Source organism: Luteimonas notoginsengisoli, assembly GCF_042648885.1.
GTDB lineage: Bacteria > Pseudomonadota > Gammaproteobacteria > Xanthomonadales > Xanthomonadaceae > Luteimonas > Luteimonas notoginsengisoli.
In genome coordinates this window covers 1-24,505 of the sequence record NZ_JBHRYF010000008.1, presented here as the reverse complement: position 1 = coordinate 24,505, position 24,505 = coordinate 1, and the positions used below count along the sequence as shown (strand labels likewise).

Sequence of the window (24,505 nt, the reverse complement as noted above, 5' to 3'; positions counted from 1 at the left end):
TTACAGCAGCGGCACCAGCAGCAGTGCCACGATATTGATGATCTTGATGAGTGGGTTGATCGCCGGGCCCGCGGTGTCCTTGTAGGGATCGCCGACGGTGTCGCCGGTCACCGCGGCCTTGTGCGCCTCGGAACCCTTGCCGCCGTGGTTGCCGTCCTCGATGTACTTCTTGGCGTTGTCCCACGCACCGCCACCGGTGGTCATCGAGATCGCCACGAACAGTCCGGTGACGATCGTGCCGATCAGCAGGCCGCCCAGCGCCTTCGGCCCCAGCAGCAGGCCGACCACGATCGGCACCGCGACCGGCAGCAGCGACGGCACGATCATTTCCTTGATCGCCGACTTGGTCAGCATGTCGACGGCCTTGTCGTACTGCGGCTTGCCGGTGCCTTCCATGATTCCGGGGATGTCGCGGAACTGGCGACGGACTTCCTCCACTACTGCGCCGGCCGCGCGCCCCACGGCTTCCATCGCCATCGCGCCGAACAGGTACGGGATCAGGCCGCCGATGAGCAGGCCGATGATCACCATGTGGTCGGACAGGTCGAAAGTGAACACTTCGCCGGGATTGTTCGCCTGCAGGTTGTGCGTGTAGTCGGCGAACAGCACCAGCGCCGCAAGCGCGGCCGAACCGATCGCATAGCCTTTGGTCACCGCCTTGGTGGTGTTGCCCACGGCGTCGAGCGGGTCGGTGATGTCGCGGATCTCCGACGGCAGCTCCGCCATCTCGGCGATGCCGCCGGCGTTGTCGGTGATCGGGCCATACGCGTCGAGCGCGACGATCATGCCGGCCATCGACAGCATCGCGGTCGCGGCAATGGCGATGCCGTACAGGCCGCCGAGTCCGTGCGCGCCCCAGATCGCGGCGCAGACCGCGATCACCGGCAGCGCGGTCGACTTCATCGAGATGCCGAGGCCGGCGATGATGTTGGTGCCGTGCCCGGTGGTCGAGGCCGCCGCGATGTGCTGCACGGGCTTGAATTGGGTGCCGGTGTAGTACTCGGTGATCCAGACGATCACCCCGGTCAGCACCAGGCCGATCAGGCCGCAGTAGAAGAGGTTGGTCGACGAGACCATCAGCGTGCCGTCGAGCGTGGTCAGCCCGTTCGGAAACAGGTCCGCGGTGACGAACCAGAACGCGACCGCCGACAGCAGCGCCGACACGATCACGCCCTTGTACAGCGCGCCCATGATCGAGCCGCCGGCCTTCACCTTGACGAAGAAGGCGCCGATGATCGAGGCGATGATCGACACCCCGCCCAGCAGCAACGGATACAGCACCGCGTGCGAGTCCTCGGCGAACATCAGGCCGCCGAGCAGCATGGTGGCGATGATGGTCACCGCGTAGGTCTCGAACAGGTCCGCGGCCATGCCGGCGCAGTCGCCGACGTTGTCGCCGACGTTGTCGGCGATCACCGCCGGGTTGCGCGGGTCGTCCTCGGGGATGCCGGCCTCGACCTTGCCCACCAGGTCCGCGCCCACGTCGGCGCCCTTGGTGAAGATGCCGCCACCCAGGCGCGCGAAGATCGAGATCAGCGAGGCGCCGAAGGCCAGGCCCACCAGGGCGTGCAGCGCGGTCTCGCCGGTGATGCCCATTTCGCCCAAGACCATCCAGTAGCCGGCCACGCCCAGCAGGCCCAGGCCCACCACCAGCATGCCGGTGATCGCGCCGCCGCGGAACGCGACGTCCATCGCCGCGCTCATGCCCTTGCGGGCGGCCTCGGCGGTGCGCACGTTGGCGCGCACCGAAACGTTCATGCCGATGTAGCCTGCCGCGCCGGACAGCACCGCGCCGATCGCAAAACCGATCGCGGTGGGCCAGCTGAGGAAGAAGCCGATCAGCACCAGCAGCACCACGCCGGCGATGGCGATGGTGGTGTACTGGCGGTTGAGGTAGGCACGGGCACCCTCCTGGATCGCGCCCGCGATCTCCTGCATGCGTGCGTTGCCCGCCGGCTGCCGGTTGATCCAACCGGCCGAGAAGATCCCATAGAGAATCGCGACGGCGGCGCAGGCAAGCGCCAGCCACAAACCATACTGCTCGAGCATGAATTCCTCCCCGGAAGTGTTGCGGTTGAAACAACGCCGGAACTATCGCATAGGGTCGGGAGACTGGATGTTGCAGTGCGGAAGTACGCGGCGGGTATCGCTTAACGCCCTCACCTCGGGCCATCCTTTGGGGCGGGGCGACTTCAGCCGCGAGGTTTTCGATGACCGCAACAATCCCGCAAAGCTCGCGCTTGAAGCCGCTCCCACAAGAGCCGCGAGTTCCGGCTCGCGGCGGGGCGCTACGTAATGGCCAGCGGGCGTATCGAGTGAGCGCCGCCCGCGCGCCGATCCGCATCGGTGCGCCGATCCGCACCTCGTGAGCGTCGATTCAGCCGCCCCGTGACAGCCTTGCCACCTGTTTCCCGCCACCGAGGTCGTCCCGATGCGACTGATTGCCCCCTTCCTGCTCTTTGTCGCGCTGCCTGCGTTCGGCGCAGATCCGACGCCCGAGATCACCCGTCCAGCGGGCACGCCGCAGGCCAATGGTGCCGTGCACACGCTGCGCCAGATTCCCGAGGCCTGTGCACGCATCGAGGGCGCATTCACCGGCCAGGCCGCGGAGCCCTACAAGTTCGCCGTGGTCCGCACCAGCCAGAATTGCCAGCCGCGCGCGCGTTTCGTCGATGCGGCCAAGGCCAAGCCGTCCGAAGCCTCGGGCTGGAAGTTCAACGATCTGATCCGGGTCCCCAGCGCCGCCTGCCCATCGCAGCAGGCCGTCGTCCGCGTCTGGCGCAAGCCCGTGGACGTCGGCCAGAAGCTCGACGGCCAGGGCCAGTCGCGGATCTATCTGGAGGAGGCGAAGAAGACCGCCGCCGCCGGCAAGATCCCGGCGATCCCGATGTACGCCGCGGCGATGAGTGTCGAGGGCAAGGCCTGCAACTGAGCAGGCGTGACCAATGGGTAGAAGCGGGTATCGATCCGCTGCTCCCGCGGTTATATCGGGATGATGATCGGAGACACCGGCCCGGAATAAGCCTTCGGTCGTTTTCGTAGCCCGGCAAGGCGAAAGGCCGCTGATGCTCGGCGCGATGGCCGCGACGCGTGCGAAACCGCCCTCCGGAAGCTGTTGTAACGCCGGTCAGGCCAAAGGTCGCACCGGGGGGCACGACAATTCGGTACCCCGGTGCGCTGCGCTCCACCCGGGCCAGGGCGTTGGATGACGGCTTGCGCGCGCCTACTTGTCAGACGGCCGCGCGCTATGGAATCACGAACTTGCGAGTGGCGCGCATGGGCCAGATTGAGGTGAAGCTTGCGCCCCCGACCAGGCGGAAGGCCGCTGAGATGCCCTGAGAAACGCCCATACCTTCCAGAACATCTTTCGCGCGTCGAAATGAATGACGCGGATCAGCCGTCAGCATGAACAGGTTGATCTCCTTGGCGCTGACGTCGTAACCCTCCAGCACGGCCGTTTCGCCCAGCGCTTTCTTCAACTCGCCCTCGATCGTCGCAAGGAAGGATTCGTCTTCCAGCGACTTGCGCCAGAACTTGATCACGAGCTGGTATTCCATGGGGCTGTGGACCTGTTGAGTGAAGTCCCGTCTGGCCAGCGGCGATATCAGCGCGCTGGCCTGGATGAATGTTCGGCACAACGCGGCAAATCTTCATGCACTGGACAGCTCGGATTTGGCACGAGAAACGGATCGACACCAAGCGGCCGCAAGCGCCCACCCCGCGATGCCGTCGGCTAACGGCCACGGCAGCAGCACGGCCGACGAATTGCTCCGCGACATCACCCCTCCCATGCCCCCAGCTTTTTCTTCACCAGCACGTTCTTCAATTTCACATACGCCGGGATTCCATCCGTCCCATACGGCGGCGGCGCCTCGCCGCGGATCAGCGGCTCGAGGTAGCGGCGGGCCGCCGCCGTGATGCCGTAGCCATCCCTGCGGATGAAGTTCGCCGGCATCTTCTTTTCGCGGTTGGCGACCTTTTCCAGCGGCGCGGGTTCGATCTTCCAGCGATACGGGGCATCGGATGTGCGCACGATCACCGGCATGGTCGCGTTGCGGCCCGCGAGCGCGTACTGCACGGCGGCCCTGCCGACGGCCAGGGCCTGGTCGAGGTCGGTCTTCGAGGCGATGTGGCGGGCCGAGCGCTGCAGGTAGTCGGGCAGGGTCCAGTGGACCTTCAGGCCCAGTTCGTTCTTGACCCGCCCGGCGAGGAAGGAGGCGACGCCGCCGAGCTGGGTGTGGCCGAACGAATCCTTGCCGCCGCCGGCATCGGCGACGAAGCCGCCGTCCGCGGTGCGGATGCCCTCGCTGGCAACGACGACGCAGTACCCCACCTTCGCCACGATTTTCTCGACGCGGTCGAGGAAGTCCTGTTCGTCGTACGGCCGCTCGGGGAACAGGATCAGGTGGGGAGCGTCGTCCGGCCCCTTGCCGGCCAGCCCCGCGGCCGCGGCCAGCCAGCCGGCGTGGCGGCCCATCGCCTCGTAGACGAAGACCTTCGTGGAGGTCTCGGCCATCGCGGCCACGTCCAGCGCCGCCTCGCGCACGGAGACCGCGGTGTATTTGGCCGCCGAACCGAAGCCCGGGCAGCAGTCGGTGACCGCCAGGTCGTTGTCCACCGTCTTGGGCACGCCGACGCAGGTGAGCGGATAGCCGAACTCGGCTGCAAGTTTCGACACCTTGTTGGCGGTGTCGGCCGAATCGTTGCCGCCGTTGTAGAGGAACCAGCGCACGTCATGGGCGCGCAGCACGTCCAGCAGCCGCTCGTATCGCGCGCGGTCCTCGTCCAGCGACTTGAGCTTGACCCGGCACGAACCGAACGCGCCGCCGGGCGTATGGGCCAGGGCGCGGATGGCGGCGGCGGATTCCTTCGAGGTGTCCACCAGTTCCTCGCGCAGTGCGCCGAGGATGCCGTTGCGCGCCGCCAGCACCTTGACCTTGCGGGCGCGTGCCTCGTTGATCACCGCCGAGGCGGTGGCGTTGATGACGGCGGTGACGCCGCCGCTTTGGGCGTACAGCAGGGTTCCTTGGGGCATCTGGCGTGTCCGGGAGAAGGGTCGAGGCCGGGATACGGTAAAGTGGCGCGGTTGGCACCGCGCCAGAGGGCAGTCTACGCCGCGCGGCGCCCCGTCTTTTCAGCGTTCGGAGCAATCGATGCGACTGGTACTTCTTGGTGCGCCGGGTTCGGGCAAGGGAACGCAGGCCGCGCGCCTGCAGGAGCACCTGCTGGTGCCGCACATCTCCACCGGCGACCTGCTGCGTGCTGAAGTGGCCGCCGGCAGCCCGCTCGGCCTGCAGGCCAAGGAAGTGATGGCGCGCGGCGACCTGGTGTCCGACGAGATCCTGCTGGGCATGCTCGAGGACCGCTTCTCGCGCGACGACACCCGCGGCGGCTTCATCCTCGACGGCTATCCGCGCAACCTGGCCCAGGCCGACGCGATGGACGCGCTGCTGACGCGCATCGGCCAGCCGATGGATTACGCGGTGCAGCTCGAAGTGCCGGTGGAACTGCTGGTCGATCGCATCGCAGGCCGGGCGGCCGCCGAAGGCCGGGCCGACGATTCGCCCGAGGCGGTGCGCAAGCGCCTGCAGGTCTACGAAAGCCAGACCGCGCCGGTGATCGAGTTCTATCTCAGCCACGGCCAGCTGACCGTGGTCGACGGCGTGGGGTCGCTGGACGAGGTGTTCACCCGCATCGTCGAGGCGATCGCGCCGGAGAAAGCGGTCGGCTGACATGGCTGGCCGTCTGCGGGCAACGACTCGGATGCGGGGTCGCTGCTCCGGCGGCGGACGCCCGGACCGCAGGCGTTCTGTCCGAGCCGCAGCGCGCGCTGGCCGCATGCTGCCGACATCTTCTGTTGCGGCCGTTGGTGAACCTTCCCGTGCGACAGCCCGTGGCGTTTCCCGTGAGGTGCAGGCGAGGACCGCCCTGCGATGCCGCAGCCGTTGCGACAGACTAGCCGGCATTCGTTGAGAGGCGCGCAATCTTGAAGCTCCATATCCTTGGCATTGCCGGCACCTTCATGGGCGGCGTCGCCGCGCTCGCGCGCGAACTTGGCCATGTCGTCGAAGGCAGCGACCAGGCGATCTACCCGCCGATGTCGACCCAGCTCGAAACCCTCGGCATCGCGCTGAAGCAGGGCTACCTGCCCGGCAACATCGCCGCCGATTGCGACCAGGTGGTGATCGGCAACGCGCTCTCGCGCGGCAATGCGGCGGTCGAACACGTGCTCGATGCAGGCCTGGCGTACACGTCCGGCGCCGAGTGGCTGCGCGAGAACGTGCTGCCGGGCCGCGACACGCTGGCCGTCGCCGGGACCCACGGAAAGACCACGACCACCACCATCCTGGCGTTCTTGCTGCAGGCCGCGGGGCGCGAGCCGGGCTTCCTCATCGGAGGCGTGGCGGAGGATTTCGGCGCGTCCGCGCGTTTGGGTGGCGGGCGCGGGCAAGTTCCCGGCGCTTCGGTTCCGCATGCGCGCGACCAAGCACAAACCGACGGGCCGAAAGCCGGCGCCGTCACGGAAGGGGGGCGCAGCGGGACGCCGACAGCTTCGGGCCGTCCGCTGTTCGTCGTCGAGGCGGACGAATACGACACCGCGTTCTTCGACAAGCGCAGCAAGTTCGTCCACTACCGGCCGCGGGTTGCGATCCTCAACAACCTGGAGTTCGACCACGCCGACATCTTCCCGGACGTGGCCGCGATCCAGCGCCAGTTCCACCACTTCGTGCGCACGGTGCCGGGCCGCGGGCGGCTGCTCGTCAACGGCGAGGACGCGCGCCTGGCCGAGGTGCTGGCAATGGGCTGCTGGACGCCGGTGGAGACCTTCGGGCTGGATCCGGCTGCGGCCGTGGGCGGCAAGCCCTTCGACTGGACGGCGCGCCTGGTCGAGCAGGACGGCAGTGCGTTCGCGGTGCTGCACGCGGGGCGCGAAATCGGACTGGTGCGCTGGCCACTGCTCGGCCGCCACAATGTGATGAACGCACTGGCTGCGCTCGCGGCGTGCAACGCGGTGGGCGTGGACGTGGCTTCGGTCATTCCTGCACTGGCGGGGTTCCAGAGCGTCAAGCGACGGATGGAAATCCTCGGCGGTACGCGCGGCATCACCGTGTACGACGACTTCGCCCACCACCCCACGGCCATCGCCACGACGCTTGCCGGCCTGCGCGCGAGGGTGGGGGATGCCCGGATCGTGGTGGCACTGGAGCCGCGCAGCAATTCGATGCGGCTGGGCGCGCACGCCGACGCGCTGGCGCCATCGCTCGATGGCGCCGACGTGGTGGTGTTCCTGCATCGGCCGGAGCTGGCGTGGGATGCGGACAAGGTGGTCGCCGCGCTGCGCGGCGAAGGCCATGACGTGCCCGACGCCGATGCCCTGGTCGCCACGCTGCGCGGACTGGCACGCGAGGGCGACCACGTGGTATTCATGTCCAACGGCGGCTTCGATGGCGCGCCGCGGCGGTTCCTGGCGACGCTGGCGGAAGGCTGAAGCACCCCCGCGGTGCCGCAGCGTTTCTCGGGGACAAGCACCTGTTTGCGTCGCCCCGACATCCACTGCGATAGCCTGCGCCCGATGTCCGCCGACTCCCTGCCGCTGTTTCCCCTGCACACGGTCCTGCTGCCAGGCGCGGCGCTGGGGCTACGCGTGTTCGAACCACGCTACCTCGACCTGGTGCGCGAATGCGGGCGCAGCGGCGGCGGCTTCGGCATCTGCCTGATCCTCGACGGGGGGGAAGCCGGCGGCCCGGCGACGCCGGCCGCGTTCGGCACCGAGGCGCTGATCGAGGACTTCGGCACCGGCGAAGACGGCCTGTTGACGCTCCAGGTCCGCGGCGCGCGGCGCTTCCGCGTGCGGCGTACGCGGGTGCGCGACAACGGACTGCTGGTGGCCGACATCGGCTGGCACGGCGACCTCGACGTGGACGAACTGCGACCGCAGCACGGACTGCTGGCGATGGTGCTGGAGCGCATCCTCGACCAGGTCGGCGGCGAGCACGCGCAGGCCTCCGCCGCCCGCTTCGACGATGCCGCGTGGATCTGCTGGCGGCTGGCCGAGTTCTTGCCGCTGACCGATGCCCAGCGGCAGTCGCTGCTGCAGGAAGACGACCCGCACGCCCGGCTGGATCAGTTGCTCGGCATGATGTCCTGAGCGTCCGCGTCGGCGGGGATGCGCAGCCGCAGCACTTCCACGCCGGTGTGCGGATGCGGCGCCTGCTCCATCGCAAACCCGGCCATGGCCTCGCGCACATCGTCGTGGGCCACGCCGGTGTCGGGGTCGGGCAGCCACAGGCCGAACAGGCCGAACGGTTCGGCGTAGTGCAGCACCTGCGTCGTGCCGACCCACAGCGGCCCACCGTCGGCCAGCTGCACCGGCGCGCGCCACAGCCGCAGCAGCTTGATTTCGCCGCTGCTGTCGCCGGGCCGGCGCAAGAGCATCGTTTCGGCTTCCGTATCCAGCGTCGCCGGCAAGACCGGCTGGCGCTCGGGCGGGATGTTGTCGTTGAGCAGCTGCAGCGTCGCCAGCCAGTCCGCCTGGGGCTGCACGCCCCAGCCGTTGGCCTGCAGCCGGCGCTGCAGCGGTTCGAGCGGGCCCTCGATCTGCAGGTCCAGCGGCCAGCGCTGGCTGGCGTCGTGTTCCTTGCGCTGCGCGGGCAGGCTCGCCCATCCGCCCTCCCACCACTGCCCGGCGCTCATCGCCACGACCGGCGGTGGCATCGCGAATCGCGCCAGCAGCGTGTCCACCGCGAGCGGCGCGTGCCACAGCGCGGCGGCCAGGAAGCTGACGTAGAACACAAGCGCCGGCGGACGCATCCAGAACGAGCGCGCCACGTGGCGGCGATAGGCGATGCCGAGCACCAGCAGCCAGACGATGCCGAACAGCATGCCGCCGACCACGTCGCTGAGCCAGTGGGCCCCGAGGTACAGCCGCGCGAACCCGAGCACCGCCACCACCGCGCCGCTGACCAGGTACGGCCAGACCCGCTGTCGGCCGGGCATCTCGCGCGCAATGAGCACGGCGAAGAAGCCGAAGGTGATGGTGGTCATCGTCACCGAGATGGACGGGAATCCGAACCCGGCCGGCGCGGTGGGCGGATTGGGCATGTCCACCACCGCGCCGAGCACCGCGGTCAGCACCAGGCCGAATGCCAGCGCCGCCAGCCAGTGCGCCGCGGCCATCCAGCGCTTGCGCCATAGCAGCCACGCCAGGGTCAGGGCGATTGCCGGTCCCAGCACCACCGCGTCGCCGATCGAAGCCAGGCCGGCCATCAGCCGGTCCGCGAGCGGATTGCGCAGCGCCAGCATCGCCTCGTAAACGGCGCGGTCGAGCGCCAGCGGTTCGCTGCGCATCAGTACCGTGCCCAGCAGCGCGAACCAGGCCACGCCGATCGCCAGCAGGCATGCCGCCAGCACCAGCAGCGAAGCCGATTCGGGACGGTTGGGATCGATTGCCGCCGCGGCGTAGCGTCCCAGGCGCGGATGCATGCGGGTCCAGCGCAACGCGCGCGCGAGCAGCGAGTCGGCGTGCCGCGCGAACCATCGGTAGGTGTACAGCACCGCGGCCCAGGCCAGTGCCAGGACCACCACGAGCCCGCCGATGGCGAGCGCCAGGCGGTTGGCGACCGCGGCCACCGCGTCGTAGGCCTGCCCGAGCAGCCAGCCAGGGATGAGGAACAGCAGTGCCCAGGTCAGCGCGGCGAACGCGCTCGCCGGCAGGTAGCGTTTGAGCGGCATCCGCGCCATGCCGGCGACCGCCGGCACGAAGGGCCGGAGCGGACCGACATAGCGCGCGATCAGGATGCCCTTGAGGGCGTTACGCCGGAACACCGCCTCGCCGCGTTCCAGCAACTGCGGATAGCGCACGAACGGCCACCCGCCGCGCAGCCGCGATCCCCAGCGCCGGCCGATCCAGAAGCTCAAGCCGTCGCCGACGAAGGCGCCCAGTGCCGCGCATGCCACCGCATACGGCCCATACAGTTCGCCGAGGCCGATCAGCACGCCGATCGCGAACAGCAGCGGCAGCGCCGGCACGATCGCGCCAAGCACGATCACCGCGTCGCAGAAGGCGATCGCGAAGATCACCAGCCCCGCGGCGACTGGATGCGCGCCGATCCATGCGACGAGTTGCTCGAACCATCCATTCGTCATCGGCGGATTGTACGGGGCGGGCAATGAATCGTGATTGGCGGCGGGTGGCCTGCGGAGGCGCTTCGGCTGCGCGTCCGCATGGCGTCCCCGCAGGGTCTGGCCGCTGCCTCCGCTACTACGCACGGAGCGCGAAGGCTCGAAGTCCGGGGCATGGAAATCCAGGGAAACGCACGTGCCACGTGAGCGCACCGGCGAGCACGGCGTGATGCGCGAACATGCAGCCCGCCCGCAGTCCCTACAATCCACCCATGATCCGCGATGCCGTTGAAATCCAGGCCCTCAAGTCCGACAGCTTCGGCCGCATTTCGCTGATGCGCGATGCCGGGGGCGTGTTCGTGCGCCGCGACCTGGGGCATGTCCCGTGGTGGTTGCGCCTGCCTGCCTGGTGGCTGGCGCGGCGCGAGGCACGCGGGCTGCGGCGTGCCGATGGGCTCGATGCGATGCCCCGCCTGCTCGGGTGGGACGGGCGCATCCTCGACCGCAGCTACCTCGACGGGGCGGCGATGTACCAGCGTCCGCCGCGCGATGACCTGGACTACTTCCGCGGCGCACGCCGGCTGCTGCAGCAACTGCATCGCCGCGGCGTGGCGCACAACGACCTGGCCAAGGAAGCCAACTGGCTGGTGCTCGCCGACGGCCGCCCGGCCCTGATCGACTTCCAGCTCGCCGTGCTTGGCGATCCGCGCTCGCGCTGGATGCGCCTGCTTGCGCGCGAAGACCTGCGCCACCTGCTCAAGCACAAGCGCACCTACTGTCCCGGTTCAATCACCCCGGTCGAGCAGCGCATCCTCAAGCGCACTTCGTGGCTGCGCGAAGCCTGGTTCGCCACCGGCAAGCCGGTCTACCGCTTCGTGACGCGACGAATCCTGAAGTGGGAGGACAACGAGGGGCAGGGGCCCAAGCCTTAGGGACGGGAGCCGAGCGTGGGGATCGAGGGTCCGCGCTTGCGGAAGCGGCCCCAGCCGCCAGCATTTGCCATCATGGCCACCAACGCTCGCGGCTGAAGCCGCTCCCATCACTGCGGGAAGCACCATGCCCACTCTCACCGGCAAGACTCTCTTCATCACCGGCGCCTCGCGCGGCATCGGCCTGGCTATCGCCGTGCGCGCGGCGCGCGATGGGGCCAACGTGGCGATCGCCGCGAAGTCCGACGTGCCCAATCCGAAGCTGCCCGGCACCATCCACACCGCGGCCGAGGCCGTCACCGCCGCCGGCGGGCAGGGCCTGGCGCTGAAATGCGACATCCGCGAAGAAGACCAGGTACGCGCGGCGGTCGCGGCCACGGTCGATGCGTTCGGCGGCGTCGACATCCTGGTCAACAACGCCAGCGCGATCTGGCTGCGCGGCGCGCTGGACACGCCGATGAAGCGCTTCGACCTGATGCAGCAGGTCAATGCGCGCGGCAGCTTCCTGTGCGCGCAGGCCTGCCTGCCGCACCTGCTGCAGGCACCCAACCCGCACATCCTCACGCTCGCGCCGCCGCCGTCCCTGCACCCGAAGTGGTGGGCGCCGCATACCGGCTACACGCTGGCCAAGATGGGGATGAGCTTCGTCACCCTGGGCCTGGCAGGCGAGTTCGGCCCGCAGGGCGTCGCGGTCAACGCGCTGTGGCCGCGTACCCTGATTGCGACCGACGCGCTCAACATGATTCCCGGCGTCAGCAGCGGCAACGGGCGCAAGCCGGAGATCCTCGCCGACGCCGCGCACGCGATCCTGGTCAAGCCTGCCGCGGGCTTCAGCGGCCACTTCCTGATCGACGACGAGGTCCTGCGCGAGGCCGGCATCACCGATCTGGCGCACTACGCCGCCGATCCTTCGCTGCCCTTGCTTCCGGACCTGTTCCTGGACTGAAGCCCTGAAGCGCTGGGGGGACGCGTCTTTCGCGTCGTCGTCCGACGCGCCGCCTCACGTCCGCAAGCAGGCGTAGCCGCTCGGCGGGCGACTCAGGCCGCGCGCAGCGCCTGTTCGAGATCCGACACCAAGTCGTCGGGGTGTTCCAGGCCCACCGAGATGCGCAGCAGGTCCTGAGGCGAGGTCGGATGGTTCCCTTCGACCGAGGCGCGGTGCTCCACCAGCGATTCACAGCCCCCCAGTGAGGTGGCATTGGTGAACAGGCGCAGCGCGCCGGCCATCGCCAGCACCGCGTCGCGGCCGCCGTGCAGTTGCACGCTGAGCATGCCGCCGAAGTCGCGCATCTGCCTCGCTGCGACCGCATGTCCCGGATGCGTCGCCAGGCCGGGATAGTTGACCTGTCGCACCTGCGGCTGCGCGGCGAGGAAGTCGGCGACCCGGCGCGCGTTGGCGCAGTGCATCGCCATCCGCGCCGGCAGCGAGCGGCAGCCGCGCAGCGTCAGCCAGGCGCTGAACGGTGCCAGCACCGCGCCGGTGACGTGCAGCCGGTGCGCGACGCGCTGGAAGGTCTCGTCCGCGCGCGCGAACGCCAGCGCGCCGCCGAGCACGTCACTATGGCCGCCGAAATATTTGGTGGTCGAATGCATGACGATGTCCGCGCCCAGCGCCAGCGGACGCTGCAGCGCTGGCGAGGCGAAGGTGTTGTCGCACACCACCAGCGCCCCTTGCGCGTGCGCGATGCCTGCCAGCGCGGCGATGTCGCATACCTTCATCAGCGGATTGGACGGGGTCTCGAGCCACAGCAGGTCGAGTCCCTTGGCACAGGCTGCACGCACGGCCTCGGAATCGGCCATGTCGAGCGTCGTGGCCTCGATACCGCGGGCGGGCAGGAACTCGGATGCCAGCAGGCGCACGCCGGTGTAGCAGTCGTCGGGGATGGCGATGCGGGTGCCGGGCGGCAGCGATTCGAGCAGGTTGCTGGCCGCCGCCATCCCCGAGGCGAACGTCAGCGCCACTTCGCCGCCTTCGAGCGCGGCGATGGCCTGCCGCAGGCGGTCGTTGGTGGGGTTGCCCTCGCGCTGGTATTCGTAGCCGGCCAAGCGCTCGGCTGCCGGCCCGTGCTCGAAGGTGGTCGACAGGTGAATCGGCGGCGCCACGGCGCCGGTGGCGCCGTCGGCTTCGCCGCCGGCGTGGATCGCGAGGGTTTCGAGGCGCATGGGGTCAATCCTCAGGGAAATCGAATTGGCACAAGGCCGCGCGCAGCGTCGGCAGGTCGCGGTAATGGTGCGCGCGCAGTCCCGCGCGGCGGGCGCCGTCGGCGTTCTCGCGCTTGTCGTCGATGAACAAGGCCCGGTCCGGCGTCGTGCCAAGGTCGGCGAGGCAGCGTTGGAAGATCGCCGGATCGGGTTTCGCCAGCCGGAACTGCGCCGAGCAGAACACGCGCCCGGCGAACAGCGGAAACAGCGGCGGACAGATCGTCGGCAGGTGGTCGCGCAGCAGCAGGTTGTTGTTGGTCAGGATCGCGACCTGCGCATGCCGCGCAAGGCGTTCGGCGATCGCGAGCACCTCAGGGTCGGCCCGCATCGCGGCGCAGCGCGCGGCGACGCAGTCGTCCAGCGAGACCGGCAGGCCCAGCAGGCTTGCGAACGCGTCGACCTGACCCTGCGCATCGTGCAGGCCGAGGTCGGCGTCGCGCTCCAGCCCGGATTCGAACAGCGCCCGAGAGACCGCTTCGACGCTGGCGCCGCTACGCCGGGCCAGGACTTCCAGGCGCGGGGCGTGGTCGTAATGGGCCAGCACGCCGTCCAGGTCGAACAGCACCAGCGACGGCAGCGCCATCAGCTTCCGGCTGCCTCATCGGGAAGGCAGCGGCCGCAGCGGCGGCAGTGCCAGGCGTCGACCTCGTGCTCGGCCAGACTGCACTCGGTACAGCGAACGTTGCGCCGCCTCGGCCGTAGCGAGCTGGCGAGTTCGGCGGTATAGATCCCGGTGGGGACGGCGATGATGCTGTACCCGATGAGGATCAGCACCGAGGTGATCAGCCTTCCCAGCGGGGTTATTGGCGCGATGTCCCCGAAGCCCACCGTGGCCATGGTCACCACCGCCCAGTACATCGCGGTGGGGATGCTGGTGAAGCCGTGCTCGGGCCCTTCGATCACATACATCAGCGCGCCGAATATGATCACGATCGTCATCAACGTGGAAATGAAGACGAAGATCTTGCGGCGGCTGCGCAACAGGGCGTCCACCAGCAGTCCCGCTTCGCTTGAGTATTCGACCAGCTTCAGGACGCGAAATACGCGTAGCAGGCGCAGCACCCGGACCACCGTCAGGTAGTTGCTGCCGATCAACAACAACGACAGGTACGTGGGAAGAAACGCAAGCAGGTCGATGATGCCGAAGAAGCTGGTGGCATAGCGCAGCGGTCGCCGGACGGCCCAGAGGCGCATCGCGTATTCGATCGTGAACAGCACCGTGAATACCCACTCGGCGACATACAGCGCTTCGTGCCAGCGCGACTTCACGCCCGGGACGCTATCCAGGATCACCACCGCAACGCTGGCCAGGATGGCGACGATCAACCACAGATCGAAGTTGCGTTCGCCCGGACTGTCGTGGTGAAACGCCAGGCGATAGAACCTGTTGCGGAAGCCGCGGTCGCTGCCCGGCAGGAAATCGCGTTCGAACAGGCTCGCGTGCTCGTCGAGGCCGGCCGTGGCCCGAGGGGTGCCAGGGGCATCCCGCTGCCGCTGTTCCCGCCCGTCGAGCGGCGGTGTCTTCAAGGTGCAATCACCGCGAATGCCTCGTAGGCCGCAAAGAGCGTCTGCGCGATGGTCGCGTCGTCGTGCGCAGAGGACATGAAGCCGGCTTCGAACGCCGACGGCGCCAGGTACACGCCGCGTTCGAGCATGGCGTGGAAGAAGCGGTTGAAGGCGGCGCTGTCGCAGGCGATCGCCTGGGCGTAGGTGTCGACCTTCTCGTCGCTGAAGAACAGCCCGAACATGCCGCCGACCCGGTTGGTGGTCAGGGCTACGCCCGCTTCTCCGGCAGCGGCTTCGAGGCCGTCGCACAGCGCGTTCGTGCGGCGCTCTAGGTCGGCGTGGAAGCCGGGGGCCTGGATCAGCTCCAGCATCGCCAGCCCGGCCGCCATCGCCACCGGATTGCCGCTGAGCGTGCCGGCCTGGTAGATCGGGCCGGATGGCGCAATCTGCTGCATCAGTTCGCGACGGCCGCCATACGCGCCCACCGGCATGCCGCCGCCGATGATCTTGCCGAAGGTGGACAGGTCGGGCGTGACGCCGAACCGCGCCTGCGCGCCGCCCAGCGCAACCCGGAAGCCGGTCATCACCTCGTCGAAGATCAGCAGCGCGCCGTGCCGCGTGCACAGCTCGCGCAAATGCTGCAGGAAACCCTCGCGTGGCGGCAGGCAGTTGGCATTGCCGACCACCGGTTCGACGATCAGCCCGGCGATGTCGTCGCCGCATTCTTCGAACAGCGCGGTCGCGGCGTCGAAGTCGTTGTAGGGCAGGGTCAGCGTGAGGTCGGCCAGCGCCTTGGGCACGCCGGGCGAAGTCGGTACGCCGAACGTCAGCGCGCCGCTGCCGGCCTTGACCAGGAACGAGTCGCCGTGGCCGTGGTAGCAGCCCTCGAACTTGACGATGCGCGCGCGCCCGGTGGCGCCGCGCGCCAGGCGGATCGCCGACAGCGTCGCCTCGGTGCCTGAGTTGACCATCCGCACCATCTCGCAGCCCGGCACCAGTCGCGCGATGGCTTCGGCCATCGTCACTTCCAGCGGATTGGGCGTGCCGAAGCTCAGCCCGTCTCGCGCGGTGCGCAGGACCGCGTCGAGTACCGCGGGGTGGTTGTGGCCTACGATCATCGGGCCCCAAGAGCCGACGTAGTCGATGTAGCGGTTGCCGTCGACGTCGAACAGGTGCGCGCCCTCCGCGCGCTGCACGAAGAACGGCGTGCCCCCGACCGACTTGAACGCGCGCACCGGCGAGTTGACGCCTCCGGGCATCAATGACTGCGCGCGGGCGAACAGGGCCTGGGAGCGATCTGTATTCATGTGTGGTCTTCTCCGTCCTTCATGGCGCTGCGCGCGGGCGCGGCGTCCTGTGCCAGTTGGCTTTCGTGTCCTTGCAGGAGTTCCTTCCTTGCAGGAGGGGTTTCAGCTGCGATGCCTTGTTCCCGAAGCGATGCCCTTTGCGATGCGAGGCCGGCTTCTCCTGCGCGCAAGGGATCGGTGGGCTGGACACGCTCGCCACCCTTGAAGCACGCCAGATAGGCTCGCGCCGCTGCCACCGGATCGAGGGCCTCGAACACACCGCTGATCACCGCGAGCAGGTCGGCGCCGGCATCGACCAGTGATCCTGCATTGTCGGGGGTGATGCCCCCGATCGCCACCCGGGGCAGCCCGAAGCGCGCGGATTGCGCGAGCAGGCCCGGCGTGGCGCGGCGCGCCTTGGGCTTGGTCGGGGAGGCGAAGAACGCGCCGAAGGCAAGGTAGCTCGCACCATCCCGGGCCGCGGCCTCGGCCAGGCCCAGGTCGTCGTAACACGATGCGCCGAGGATGGCGTCGTCGCCCATGGCCTGCCGTGCTTCGCGCAGGGCTCCGTCGGCTTCGCCCAGATGCGCGCCGTCTGCACCGATCTGTGCGGCCAGCTGCCAGTCGTCGTTGATCAGCAGGGGCACGCCGGCCTCCCTGCACAGCTGCAGCAGCGCGCCGGCCTGTTCCTGCCGCAGCGCGCGACCGGCGGACTTGTTGCGGTACTGCAGCAGCGTCGCGAGCCCGATGACTTCGCCAACCCGCGCCACCAAACGCGCGGTGTCGTCGTCGTCGGGCGTGATCAGGTACAGACCGCGCGGGGCGGGACCTGCTGCGGCTTCGCCGCGGCGCGGCCAGCGGGAATTCATCGTCGCGGTTTCCTGCGGGGGCGCGGGGTGGGACAATGCGCCTTTCCGCACCGAACGCCCCGCCGGGCCACCATTATCCGATGAACGAGACCGCCGTCGCCTACCGCACCTGGATGTGCGTCGTTTGCGGCTTCATCTACGACGAAGCGGTCGGGCTGCCCGAAGAAGGCATCGCCCCCGGTACGCGCTGGGAAGACGTCCCGGATACCTGGACATGCCCCGACTGCGGCGTGACCAAGGACGACTTCGAGATGATGCTGGCTTGAAGCCCGCTGACCCGGGCGTGGTCAGCTGACGCGTCCGGCGCCGCCGAGTTCCACCAGCTTCGCGCGCACCTTCATCGCGTCGCGGGCGCGCGGATGCAGCTGCAGGTAGCGCGCGAGATCGGCGCGTGCGCCGCTGTTGTGGCCCATATGCAGGTAGCCCAGGCCGCGATCGCGCAGCGCGTCGGCATCGTTCGGCGACAGTTTCAGCAATCGATCCGCGCTGCGTGTGGCGCGCTCCCAGTCGCCGCCTTCGCTGTAGACACCGTGCAGGTTGCGCAGCACGCGCATGAGGATGGCGCGGTGCGACGCCGGGTTCAGGATCTGCGACAGCGCTTCATCATCCGGCGCGTCGCCGCCCAGGTGCGGGCGCGCACGCTGGCGCAATTCGTCGACATCGAGCGGGCGTCCGCGGTTGAACGGATCCATCACCAGCACGCCGTCGTCCACCGGCAACCGCACCAGGAAGTGGCCGGGGAACGACACGCCGTCGAGCGGTACGCCGAGCCTGCGCGCAACCTCCATCTGCACCAGCGCCAGCGAGAGAGGATTGCCGCGCCTGCGCTCGAACACCTCGTTGAGGTAGCTGTTGCGCGGGTCGTAGTAGCGATCGTGGTCGCCGGCGTAGCCGAGCTCCTCGAACAGGTGTCGGTTGATCGCCCGCATCTTCAGCGCCCAATGCCCGATCGCGTCGATCTCGTCGCGCATGCCGGCCGCGTGGCCCTGCAACAGGGCGTCGTACTGGCCGGCATCGAGATCGGGGTATTCGTCGCGCGCGATCAGCAGCGCGGTGCCAAGCAGCGGCAGCGATGCGTCGTCGAGCCTGGCGAGCGAGTTCCAGTCGGGAAGTGCGATGCGGTCACGCATGCGGCAAGCCTGCGCCGCGCCCATGCACGTCGCAAGTGCGAACGCCCATTCAGTCGTCGCCAGCGTGAATCCCGGGGCCGAAACGCAGCTCCACGCCGTTCACAAGGCCCATCCGCGCAGCGTTGCCCGCATTGAGTTCCAGGACATAGCGTGCCGGCGCATCGCTGGGATAAGGAGGGCAGCGGTCGCCCGCGGAGCATGGCGGCACGTCACGCTGCTGCGATACCAGCCGGCGCTGATCGTCGAAATACAGGATGTCGAGCGGGATCCGGGTGTTCTTCATCCAGTAGGCCTGTGGCTCCAGGGCATCGTGGATGAACAGCATCCCGCGATCCGCGGGAAGTTCGTCGCGGAACATCAGGCCGCGGGCGCGCTCGGCGTCGTCGTCGGCGATTTCCACCTCGTAGCGGTGCCCGTCGAGTTCGACCCAGCTGCCGCTCGCGCAGGCAGTGGCCAGCAGGCTGGAAGCGCAGAGCGCCAGGTGGGCGAGAACGTGGATGGATCGCATCGGTCGGGTCCGCCGTCTTTGCAAAGGGTCTTGCGGCACCTTCGGGCAGGCCGGGAGCGGGCGTCAAGGCCGGCAACGCAAAAAAAGTCGTCGTCCCCCTTCCAAATTCCTCACGGCCCATGCACAATGCGCGCCCCGCCAAGGAGCGGTCGGCGCAAGCCGGCAGGACCTGACGGAGAGGACGAAAAATACGCTTCACAAGGTGTTGACGTCCTCCGAAACCGCGCTAGAATGTGCGGCTCCCCAGACGGGAAGGCCTTCGGGCCAAAACTGAAAGGGCGCTGAAATCAACCTCGAAATTGGGTGTTGACGAAAGCAGAAACCGCGCTATCATGGGCGGCTCACCTCGACGAAAGTCGCGGCGACAACGGAAGCAGGCGCTGAGGCCGCTTCCAGGATCTTTGACAGTGTGCGCAGGTGACTTGTGCGGGCGTCTGGCAGGTGGATGACTGTCCATTTGCAGGGCGTTCGTAACAGAGTCTCCAAATCAATTCAAATGCAAGCAATTGCAAGCGAGTGGTTCTGGAGCTCGGTGACGACGACTGCACTCAAGAAATTGGCCAAAGTCCTTCGGGACCGAAAGCCGCAAAACTTAAGTGAAGAGTTTGATCCTGGCTCAGAGTGAACGCTGGCGGTAGGCCTAACACATGCAAGTCGAACGGCAGCACAGGGGAGCTTGCTCCCTGGGTGGCGAGTGGCGGACGGGTGAGGAATACATCGGAATCTACCCTGTCGTGGGGGATAACCTCGGGAAACCGGGACTAATACCGCATACGACCTTCGGGTGAAAGTAGGGGATCGCAAGACCTTACGCGATTGGATGAGCCGATGTCGGATTAGCTTGTTGGTGAGGTAAAGGCTCACCAAGGCGACGATCCGTAGCTGGTCTGAGAGGATGATCAGCCACACTGGAACTGAGACACGGTCCAGACTCCTACGGGAGGCAGCAGTGGGGAATATTGGACAATGGGCGCAAGCCTGATCCAGCCATACCGCGTGAGTGAAGAAGGCCTTCGGGTTGTAAAGCTCTTTTGTTGGGAAAGAAATCCTGTCGGCTAATACCCGGTAGGGATGACGGTACCCAAAGAATAAGCACCGGCTAACTTCGTGCCAGCAGCCGCGGTAATACGAAGGGTGCAAGCGTTACTCGGAATTACTGGGCGTAAAGCGTGCGTAGGTGGTTTGTTAAGTCTGATGTGAAAGCCCTGGGCTCAACCTGGGAATTGCATTGGATACTGGCAGGCTAGAGTGCGGTAGAGGGTAGTGGAATTCCCGGTGTAGCAGTGAAATGCGTAGAGATCGGGAGGAACATCTGTGGCGAAGGCGACTACCTGGACCAGCACTGACACTGAGGCACGAAAGCGTGGGGAGCAAACAGGATTAGATACCCTGGTAGTCCACGCCCTAAACGATGCGAACTGGATGTTGGGAGCAATCTGGCTCTCAGTATCGAAGCTAACGCGTTAAGTTCGCCGCCTGGGGAGTACGGTCGCAAGACTGAAACTCAAAGGAATTGACGGGGGCCCGCACAAGCGGTGGAGTATGTGGTTTAATTCGATGCAACGCGAAGAACCTTACCTGGCCTTGACATGTCTGGAACCCCTGAGAGATCGGGGGGTGCCTTCGGGAACCAGAACACAGGTGCTGCATGGCTGTCGTCAGCTCGTGTCGTGAGATGTTGGGTTAAGTCCCGCAACGAGCGCAACCCTTGTCCTTAGTTGCCAGCACGTAATGGTGGGAACTCTAAGGAGACCGCCGGTGACAAACCGGAGGAAGGTGGGGATGACGTCAAGTCATCATGGCCCTTACGGCCAGGGCTACACACGTACTACAATGGGAAGGACAGAGGGCTGCGAACCCGCGAGGGCAAGCCAATCCCAGAAACCTTCTCTCAGTCCGGATCGGAGTCTGCAACTCGACTCCGTGAAGTCGGAATCGCTAGTAATCGCAGATCAGCATTGCTGCGGTGAATACGTTCCCGGGCCTTGTACACACCGCCCGTCACACCATGGGAGTTTGTTGCACCAGAAGCAGGTAGCTTAACCTTCGGGAGGGCGCTTGCCACGGTGTGGCCGATGACTGGGGTGAAGTCGTAACAAGGTAGCCGTATCGGAAGGTGCGGCTGGATCACCTCCTTTAGAGATGTAAGACAAGGCACAGCATGTGCTTGTCAGACGTCCGCACAAGTGACCTGCATCCAGGAGTTCCACGGCGAATCGCCGGGGGACCGACCCCTTTTGGGGCCATAGCTCAGCTGGGAGAGCACCTGCTTTGCAAGCAGGGGGTCGTCGGTTCGATCCCGACTGGCTCCACCAACTGGCAATGAAGCATTGGGTCTGTAGCTCAGGTGGTTAGAGCGCACCCCTGATAAGGGTGAGGCCGGTGGTTCGAGTCCTCCCAGACCCACCATCCTGGATGTCAATAGCGCACACAAAGATCTGATTGGGTTCCGGCATTGTGGCCGGGATCCTGTTCTTTGAAAAAATGGGACGTAGCGAGCGTTTGAGACGAATGTCCATACGTGTCGTAGAGGCTAAGGCGGGGCCCTAGAGGCCCTACATTTGAAGTTGTCGTATCTATTCGCAAGCGATAACCCTGAGGCGACTTGGGGTTATATGGTCAAGCGAATAAGCGCACACGGTGGATGCCTTGGCGGTCAGAGGCGATGAAGGACGTGGCAGCCTGCGAAAAGTGTCGGGGAGCTGGCAACAAGCTTTGATCCGGCAATGTCCGAATGGGGAAACCCACTCCGCAAGGAGTATCCATGAGTGAATACATAGCTCATGGAAGCGAACCCGGTGAACTGAAATATCTAAGTAACCGGAGGAAAAGAAATCAACCGAGATTCCCCCAGTAGCGACGAGCGAACGGGGAGCAGCCCAAAAGTTATTCCGGTTCTAGCAAAACAGTCTGGAAAGACTGGCCATAGAAGGTGACAGCCCTGTATGCGAAAGGGCCGGAATGATGAAAAGTGAGTAGGGCGGGGCACGTGAAACCCTGTCTGAACATGGGGGGACCATCCTCCAAGGCTAAATACTCCTGACCGACCGATAGTGAACCAGTACCGTGAGGGAAAGGCGAAAAGAACCCTGGTGAAGGGAGTGAAATAGACCCTGAAACCGTGTGCGTACAAGCAGTAGGAGCTCCGCAAGGAGTGACTGCGTACCTTTTGTATAATGGGTCAGCGACTTACTGTTCGTGGCGAGCTTAACCGTATAGGGGAGGCGAAGGGAAACCGAGTCTGATAAGGGCGCATAGTCGCGGGCAGTAGACCCGAAACCGGGTGATCTAGTCATGGCCAGGGTGAAGGTTGAGTAACATCAACTGGAGGCCCGAACCCACGTCTGTTGCAAAAGACGGGGATGAGCTGTGATTAGGAGTGAAAAGCTAATCGAACCCGGAGATAGCTGGTTCTCCTCGAAAGCTATTTAGGTAGCGCCTCGGACGAATACTGCTGGGGGTAGAGCACTGTTATGGCTAGGGGGTCATTGCGACTTACCAAACCATGGCAAACTCCGAATACCAGCACGTACTATCCGGGAGACACACGGCGGGTGCTAACGTTCGTCGTGAAAAGGGAAACAACCCAGACCCACAGCTAAGGTCCCAAATTACCGCTAAGTGGAAAACGATGTGGAAAGGCACAGACAGCCAGGAGGTTGGCTTAGAAGCAGCCATCCTTTAAAGAAAGCGTAATAGCTCACTGGTCGAGTCGGTCTGCGCGGAAGATTTAACGGGGCTAAGCGGTAAACCGAAGCTTGGGGTGCATCACTTTGTGATGCGCGGTAGAGGAGCGTTCCGTAAGCCGTTGAAGGTGGATTGAGAAGTCTGCTGGAGGTATCGGAAGTGCGAATGCTGACATGAGTAACGATAATGCGGGTGAAAAGCCCGCACGCCGAAAGCCCAAGGTTTCCTTGCGCAACGTTAATCGACGCAGGGTGAGTCGGCCCCTAAGGCGAGGCAGAAATGCGTAGTCGATGGGAAGCAGGTTAATATTCCTGCACCTCGCATAAGTGCGATGGAGGGACGGAGAAGGTTAGGTCTACCAGGCGTTGGTTGTCCTGGGGAAAGGAGGTAGGGATGGATCTTTGGCAAATCCGGGATCCTTTATTCCGAGCACCGAGACGAGCTCATTAGAGCGAAGTGACTGATACCACGCTTCCAGGAAAAGCTCCTAAGCTTCAGCTTATGCAGACCGTACCGTAAACCGACACAGGTGGGTAGGATGAGAATTCTCAGGCGCTTGAGAGAACTCGGGTGAAGGAACTAGGCAACATGGCACCGTAACTTCGGGAGAAGGTGCGCCCTTTTTGGTGGCTACATGCGTAGCTGAGCTGAGAGGGGCCGCAGTGACCAGGCCGCTGCGACTGTTTATCAAAAACACAGCACTCTGCAAACACGAAAGTGGACGTATAGGGTGTGACGCCTGCCCGGTGCTGGAAGGTTAATTGATGGGGTCAGCCGCAAGGCGAAGCTCTTGATCGAAGCCCCAGTAAACGGCGGCCGTAACTATAACGGTCCTAAGGTAGCGAAATTCCTTGTCGGGTAAGTTCCGACCTGCACGAATGGCGTAACGACAGCGGCGCTGTCTCCACCCGAGACTCAGTGAAATTGAAATCGCTGTGAAGATGCAGCGTTCCCGTGGCAAGACGGAAAGACCCCGTGAACCTTTACTATAGCTTTACACTGAACGTTGAGTTCGTCTGTGTAGGATAGGTGGGAGGCTGTGAAACCCTGGCGCTAGCTGGGGTGGAGCCAACCTTGAAATACCACCCTGTCGTGCTTGACGTTCTAACCTGGGCCCGTAATCCGGGTCGGGGACCGTGTATGGTGGGTAGTTTGACTGGGGCGGTCTCCTCCCAAAGAGTAACGGAGGAGCTCGAAGGTACGCTCAGCGCGGTCGGACATCGCGCACTGTGTGCAAAGGCATAAGCGTGCTTGACTGCAAGATCGACGGATCAAGCAGGTAGGAAACTAGGACTTAGTGATCCGGTGGTTCTGTATGGAAGGGCCATCGCTCAACGGATAAAAGGTACTCCGGGGATAACAGGCTGATACCGCCCAAGAGTTCATATCGACGGCGGTGTTTGGCACCTCGATGTCGGCTCATCACATCCTGGGGCTGTAGTCGGTCCCAAGGGTATGGCTGTTCGCCATTTAAAGTGGTACGCGAGCTGGGTTCAGAACGTCGTGAGACAGTTCGGTCCCTATCTGCCATGGGCGTTGGAGATTTGAGAGGGGCTGCTCCTAGTACGAGAGGACCGGAGTGGACGAATCTCTGGTGTTCCGGTTGTCACGCCAGTGGCATTGCCGGGTAGCTATATTCGGAAGCGATAACCGCTGAAAGCATCTAAGCGGGAAGCGCGCCTCAAGATGAGATCTCCCGGGGCACAAGCCCCCTAAAGGAACCATCAAGACTAGGTGGTTGATAGGCAGGGTGTGTAAGCACAGCAATGTGTTGAGCTAACCTGTACTAATGATCCGTGTGGCTTGACCATATAACCTCAAGTGGCCTTGGACTCGACGACACGTCGATGTTCGACCCAAACAGTTTCGCTACGTCCCAACTTATTCGCCAACGGCAAGCCGCTACATGGGCTTGTTCCGAGGCAACCAACGAGAGCGTGTGCGCATTACTAAGGCCAATTGATCGGCTTCGCGACCCTCCACCCTCTCCCTGGTGACAATAGCTGCGTGGAACCACCCGATCCCATCCCGAACTCGGAAGTGAAACGCGCACGCGCCGATGGTAGTGTGTATTTAGCATGCGAGAGTAGGTCATTGCCAGGGTCTTTACCCCGAAACCCCGTAGCCCAAGGCTGCGGGGTTTCTTTTTTGTTCTTCTGAAATCGGTGTAGCTATTTCTGCTGCTACGTTCGGCCAGGAGCCGACGTCCCCCCGCTTTTAGTAGCGGGGCGATTTAGAGTCCGGGGTGGATGGTAGTGGATGCCAG

At 65.5% G+C, this 24,505-nt stretch carries 17 protein-coding genes, 2 tRNA genes, 3 rRNA genes and 1 pseudogene; 12 read left to right on the top strand and 11 right to left on the bottom strand.

All coding sequences use genetic code 11. The features are described 5' to 3' along the window. Complete coding sequence (locus tag ACFOM9_RS08075; RefSeq protein ID WP_386708720.1) at positions 1-2,049, bottom strand: sodium-translocating pyrophosphatase; 2,049 nt, start codon at positions 2,047-2,049, stop codon at positions 1-3. Between the two features lie 382 nt (positions 2,050-2,431). Between ACFOM9_RS08075 and ACFOM9_RS08070 the strand changes: the two genes are divergently transcribed. Beyond that, complete coding sequence (locus tag ACFOM9_RS08070; RefSeq protein ID WP_386708717.1) at positions 2,432-2,932, top strand: hypothetical protein; 501 nt, start codon at positions 2,432-2,434, stop codon at positions 2,930-2,932. Between the two features lie 313 nt (positions 2,933-3,245). Here the strand turns inward: ACFOM9_RS08070 and ACFOM9_RS08065 are convergent, their stop codons facing one another. Further along, a complete protein-coding gene (locus tag ACFOM9_RS08065; RefSeq protein WP_386708714.1) occupies positions 3,246-3,557 on the bottom strand; it encodes a hypothetical protein in 312 nt (103 codons plus the stop codon). A gap of 221 nt (positions 3,558-3,778) precedes the next feature. Next, on the bottom strand, positions 3,779-5,035 hold the full coding sequence (locus ACFOM9_RS08060) for a 6-phosphofructokinase (protein ID WP_386708711.1): 1,257 nt from the start codon (positions 5,033-5,035) through the stop codon (positions 3,779-3,781). A gap of 118 nt (positions 5,036-5,153) precedes the next feature. Between ACFOM9_RS08060 and ACFOM9_RS08055 the strand changes: the two genes are divergently transcribed. The 3 genes from ACFOM9_RS08055 (at position 5,154) to ACFOM9_RS08045 (ending at position 8,149) form a co-directional block, all read left to right on the top strand. Beyond that, on the top strand, positions 5,154-5,732 hold the full coding sequence (locus tag ACFOM9_RS08055) for an adenylate kinase (RefSeq protein ID WP_386708708.1): 579 nt from the start codon (positions 5,154-5,156) through the stop codon (positions 5,730-5,732). 251 nt (positions 5,733-5,983) lie between these two features. Next, positions 5,984-7,489 (top strand): UDP-N-acetylmuramate:L-alanyl-gamma-D-glutamyl-meso-diaminopimelate ligase, encoded by a 1,506-nt coding sequence (mpl, locus tag ACFOM9_RS08050; RefSeq protein ID WP_386710942.1) that lies wholly within the window; start codon positions 5,984-5,986, stop codon positions 7,487-7,489. Positions 7,490-7,573: 84 nt separating this feature from the next. Next, complete coding sequence (locus ACFOM9_RS08045; protein ID WP_386708705.1) at positions 7,574-8,149, top strand: LON peptidase substrate-binding domain-containing protein; 576 nt, start codon at positions 7,574-7,576, stop codon at positions 8,147-8,149. On the opposite strand, the gene ACFOM9_RS08040 is transcribed toward ACFOM9_RS08045, so the two are convergent. Next, positions 8,125-10,146 (bottom strand): VTT domain-containing protein, encoded by a 2,022-nt coding sequence (locus tag ACFOM9_RS08040; RefSeq protein WP_386708702.1) that lies wholly within the window; start codon positions 10,144-10,146, stop codon positions 8,125-8,127. The two genes, ACFOM9_RS08045 and ACFOM9_RS08040, sit on opposite strands and share 25 nt — an antisense overlap. A gap of 248 nt (positions 10,147-10,394) precedes the next feature. Between ACFOM9_RS08040 and ACFOM9_RS08035 the strand changes: the two genes are divergently transcribed. After that, positions 10,395-11,054: a serine/threonine protein kinase gene (locus ACFOM9_RS08035; protein WP_386708700.1), complete on the top strand. Its 660-nt coding sequence runs from the start codon at positions 10,395-10,397 to the stop codon at positions 11,052-11,054. A 124-nt stretch (positions 11,055-11,178) separates the two neighbouring features. Next, the gene (locus ACFOM9_RS08030) at positions 11,179-11,997 is read left to right on the top strand and encodes an SDR family oxidoreductase (RefSeq protein WP_386708697.1); all 819 of its coding nucleotides are present in this window, start codon (positions 11,179-11,181) and stop codon (positions 11,995-11,997) included. A gap of 92 nt (positions 11,998-12,089) precedes the next feature. Here ACFOM9_RS08030 and ACFOM9_RS08025 read toward each other — a convergent pair whose 3' ends face one another. From ACFOM9_RS08025 to thiE, 5 genes and pseudogenes are all read right to left on the bottom strand, one after another. Further along, positions 12,090-13,214, bottom strand: a complete 1,125-nt coding sequence (locus tag ACFOM9_RS08025; protein WP_386708694.1) for a trans-sulfuration enzyme family protein — start codon at positions 13,212-13,214, stop codon at positions 12,090-12,092. A gap of 4 nt (positions 13,215-13,218) precedes the next feature. Further along, positions 13,219-13,836: an HAD family hydrolase gene (locus ACFOM9_RS08020; RefSeq protein ID WP_386708691.1), complete on the bottom strand. Its 618-nt coding sequence runs from the start codon at positions 13,834-13,836 to the stop codon at positions 13,219-13,221. After that, positions 13,836-14,687: an ion transporter gene (locus ACFOM9_RS08015; RefSeq protein ID WP_386710939.1), complete on the bottom strand. Its 852-nt coding sequence runs from the start codon at positions 14,685-14,687 to the stop codon at positions 13,836-13,838. The genes ACFOM9_RS08020 and ACFOM9_RS08015 overlap by 1 nt, the downstream gene beginning before the upstream one ends. A gap of 89 nt (positions 14,688-14,776) precedes the next feature. After that, entirely contained in the window at positions 14,777-16,066 is a 1,290-nt protein-coding gene (hemL, locus tag ACFOM9_RS08010; protein WP_386708688.1) for a glutamate-1-semialdehyde 2,1-aminomutase, read from the bottom strand. Between the two features lie 203 nt (positions 16,067-16,269). Continuing rightward, a pseudogene (thiE, locus tag ACFOM9_RS08005) lies at positions 16,270-16,914 on the bottom strand (thiamine phosphate synthase); the annotation flags it as partial. A 35-nt stretch (positions 16,915-16,949) separates the two neighbouring features. On the opposite strand from thiE, the gene ACFOM9_RS08000 reads away from it, so the two are divergent. Next, a complete protein-coding gene (locus ACFOM9_RS08000; protein WP_386708685.1) occupies positions 16,950-17,180 on the top strand; it encodes a rubredoxin in 231 nt (76 codons plus the stop codon). A 21-nt stretch (positions 17,181-17,201) separates the two neighbouring features. Here the strand turns inward: ACFOM9_RS08000 and ACFOM9_RS07995 are convergent, their stop codons facing one another. Both ACFOM9_RS07995 and ACFOM9_RS07990 read right to left on the bottom strand, forming a co-directional pair. Next, on the bottom strand, positions 17,202-18,044 hold the full coding sequence (locus ACFOM9_RS07995) for a SirB1 family protein (RefSeq protein ID WP_386708682.1): 843 nt from the start codon (positions 18,042-18,044) through the stop codon (positions 17,202-17,204). Positions 18,045-18,093: 49 nt separating this feature from the next. Continuing rightward, positions 18,094-18,552, bottom strand: a complete 459-nt coding sequence (locus tag ACFOM9_RS07990; RefSeq protein WP_386708679.1) for a DUF192 domain-containing protein — start codon at positions 18,550-18,552, stop codon at positions 18,094-18,096. Between the two features lie 593 nt (positions 18,553-19,145). Here ACFOM9_RS07990 and ACFOM9_RS07985 point away from each other — a divergent pair. The 5 genes from ACFOM9_RS07985 (at position 19,146) to rrf (ending at position 24,342) form a co-directional block, all read left to right on the top strand. Further along, positions 19,146-20,690: ribosomal RNA gene (locus tag ACFOM9_RS07985) — 16S ribosomal RNA — on the top strand. Between the two features lie 101 nt (positions 20,691-20,791). Then, a tRNA-Ala gene (locus ACFOM9_RS07980) sits at positions 20,792-20,867 on the top strand. 17 nt (positions 20,868-20,884) lie between these two features. Continuing rightward, positions 20,885-20,961: transfer RNA gene (locus ACFOM9_RS07975), tRNA-Ile, on the top strand. A 208-nt stretch (positions 20,962-21,169) separates the two neighbouring features. Beyond that, a 23S ribosomal RNA gene (locus ACFOM9_RS07970) occupies positions 21,170-24,050 on the top strand. Positions 24,051-24,228: 178 nt separating this feature from the next. Continuing rightward, positions 24,229-24,342: ribosomal RNA gene (gene rrf, locus ACFOM9_RS07965) — 5S ribosomal RNA — on the top strand. Together the 16S, 23S and 5S rRNA genes with 2 tRNA genes alongside form the textbook arrangement of a ribosomal RNA operon. Positions 24,343-24,505: the final 163 nt, after the last annotated feature.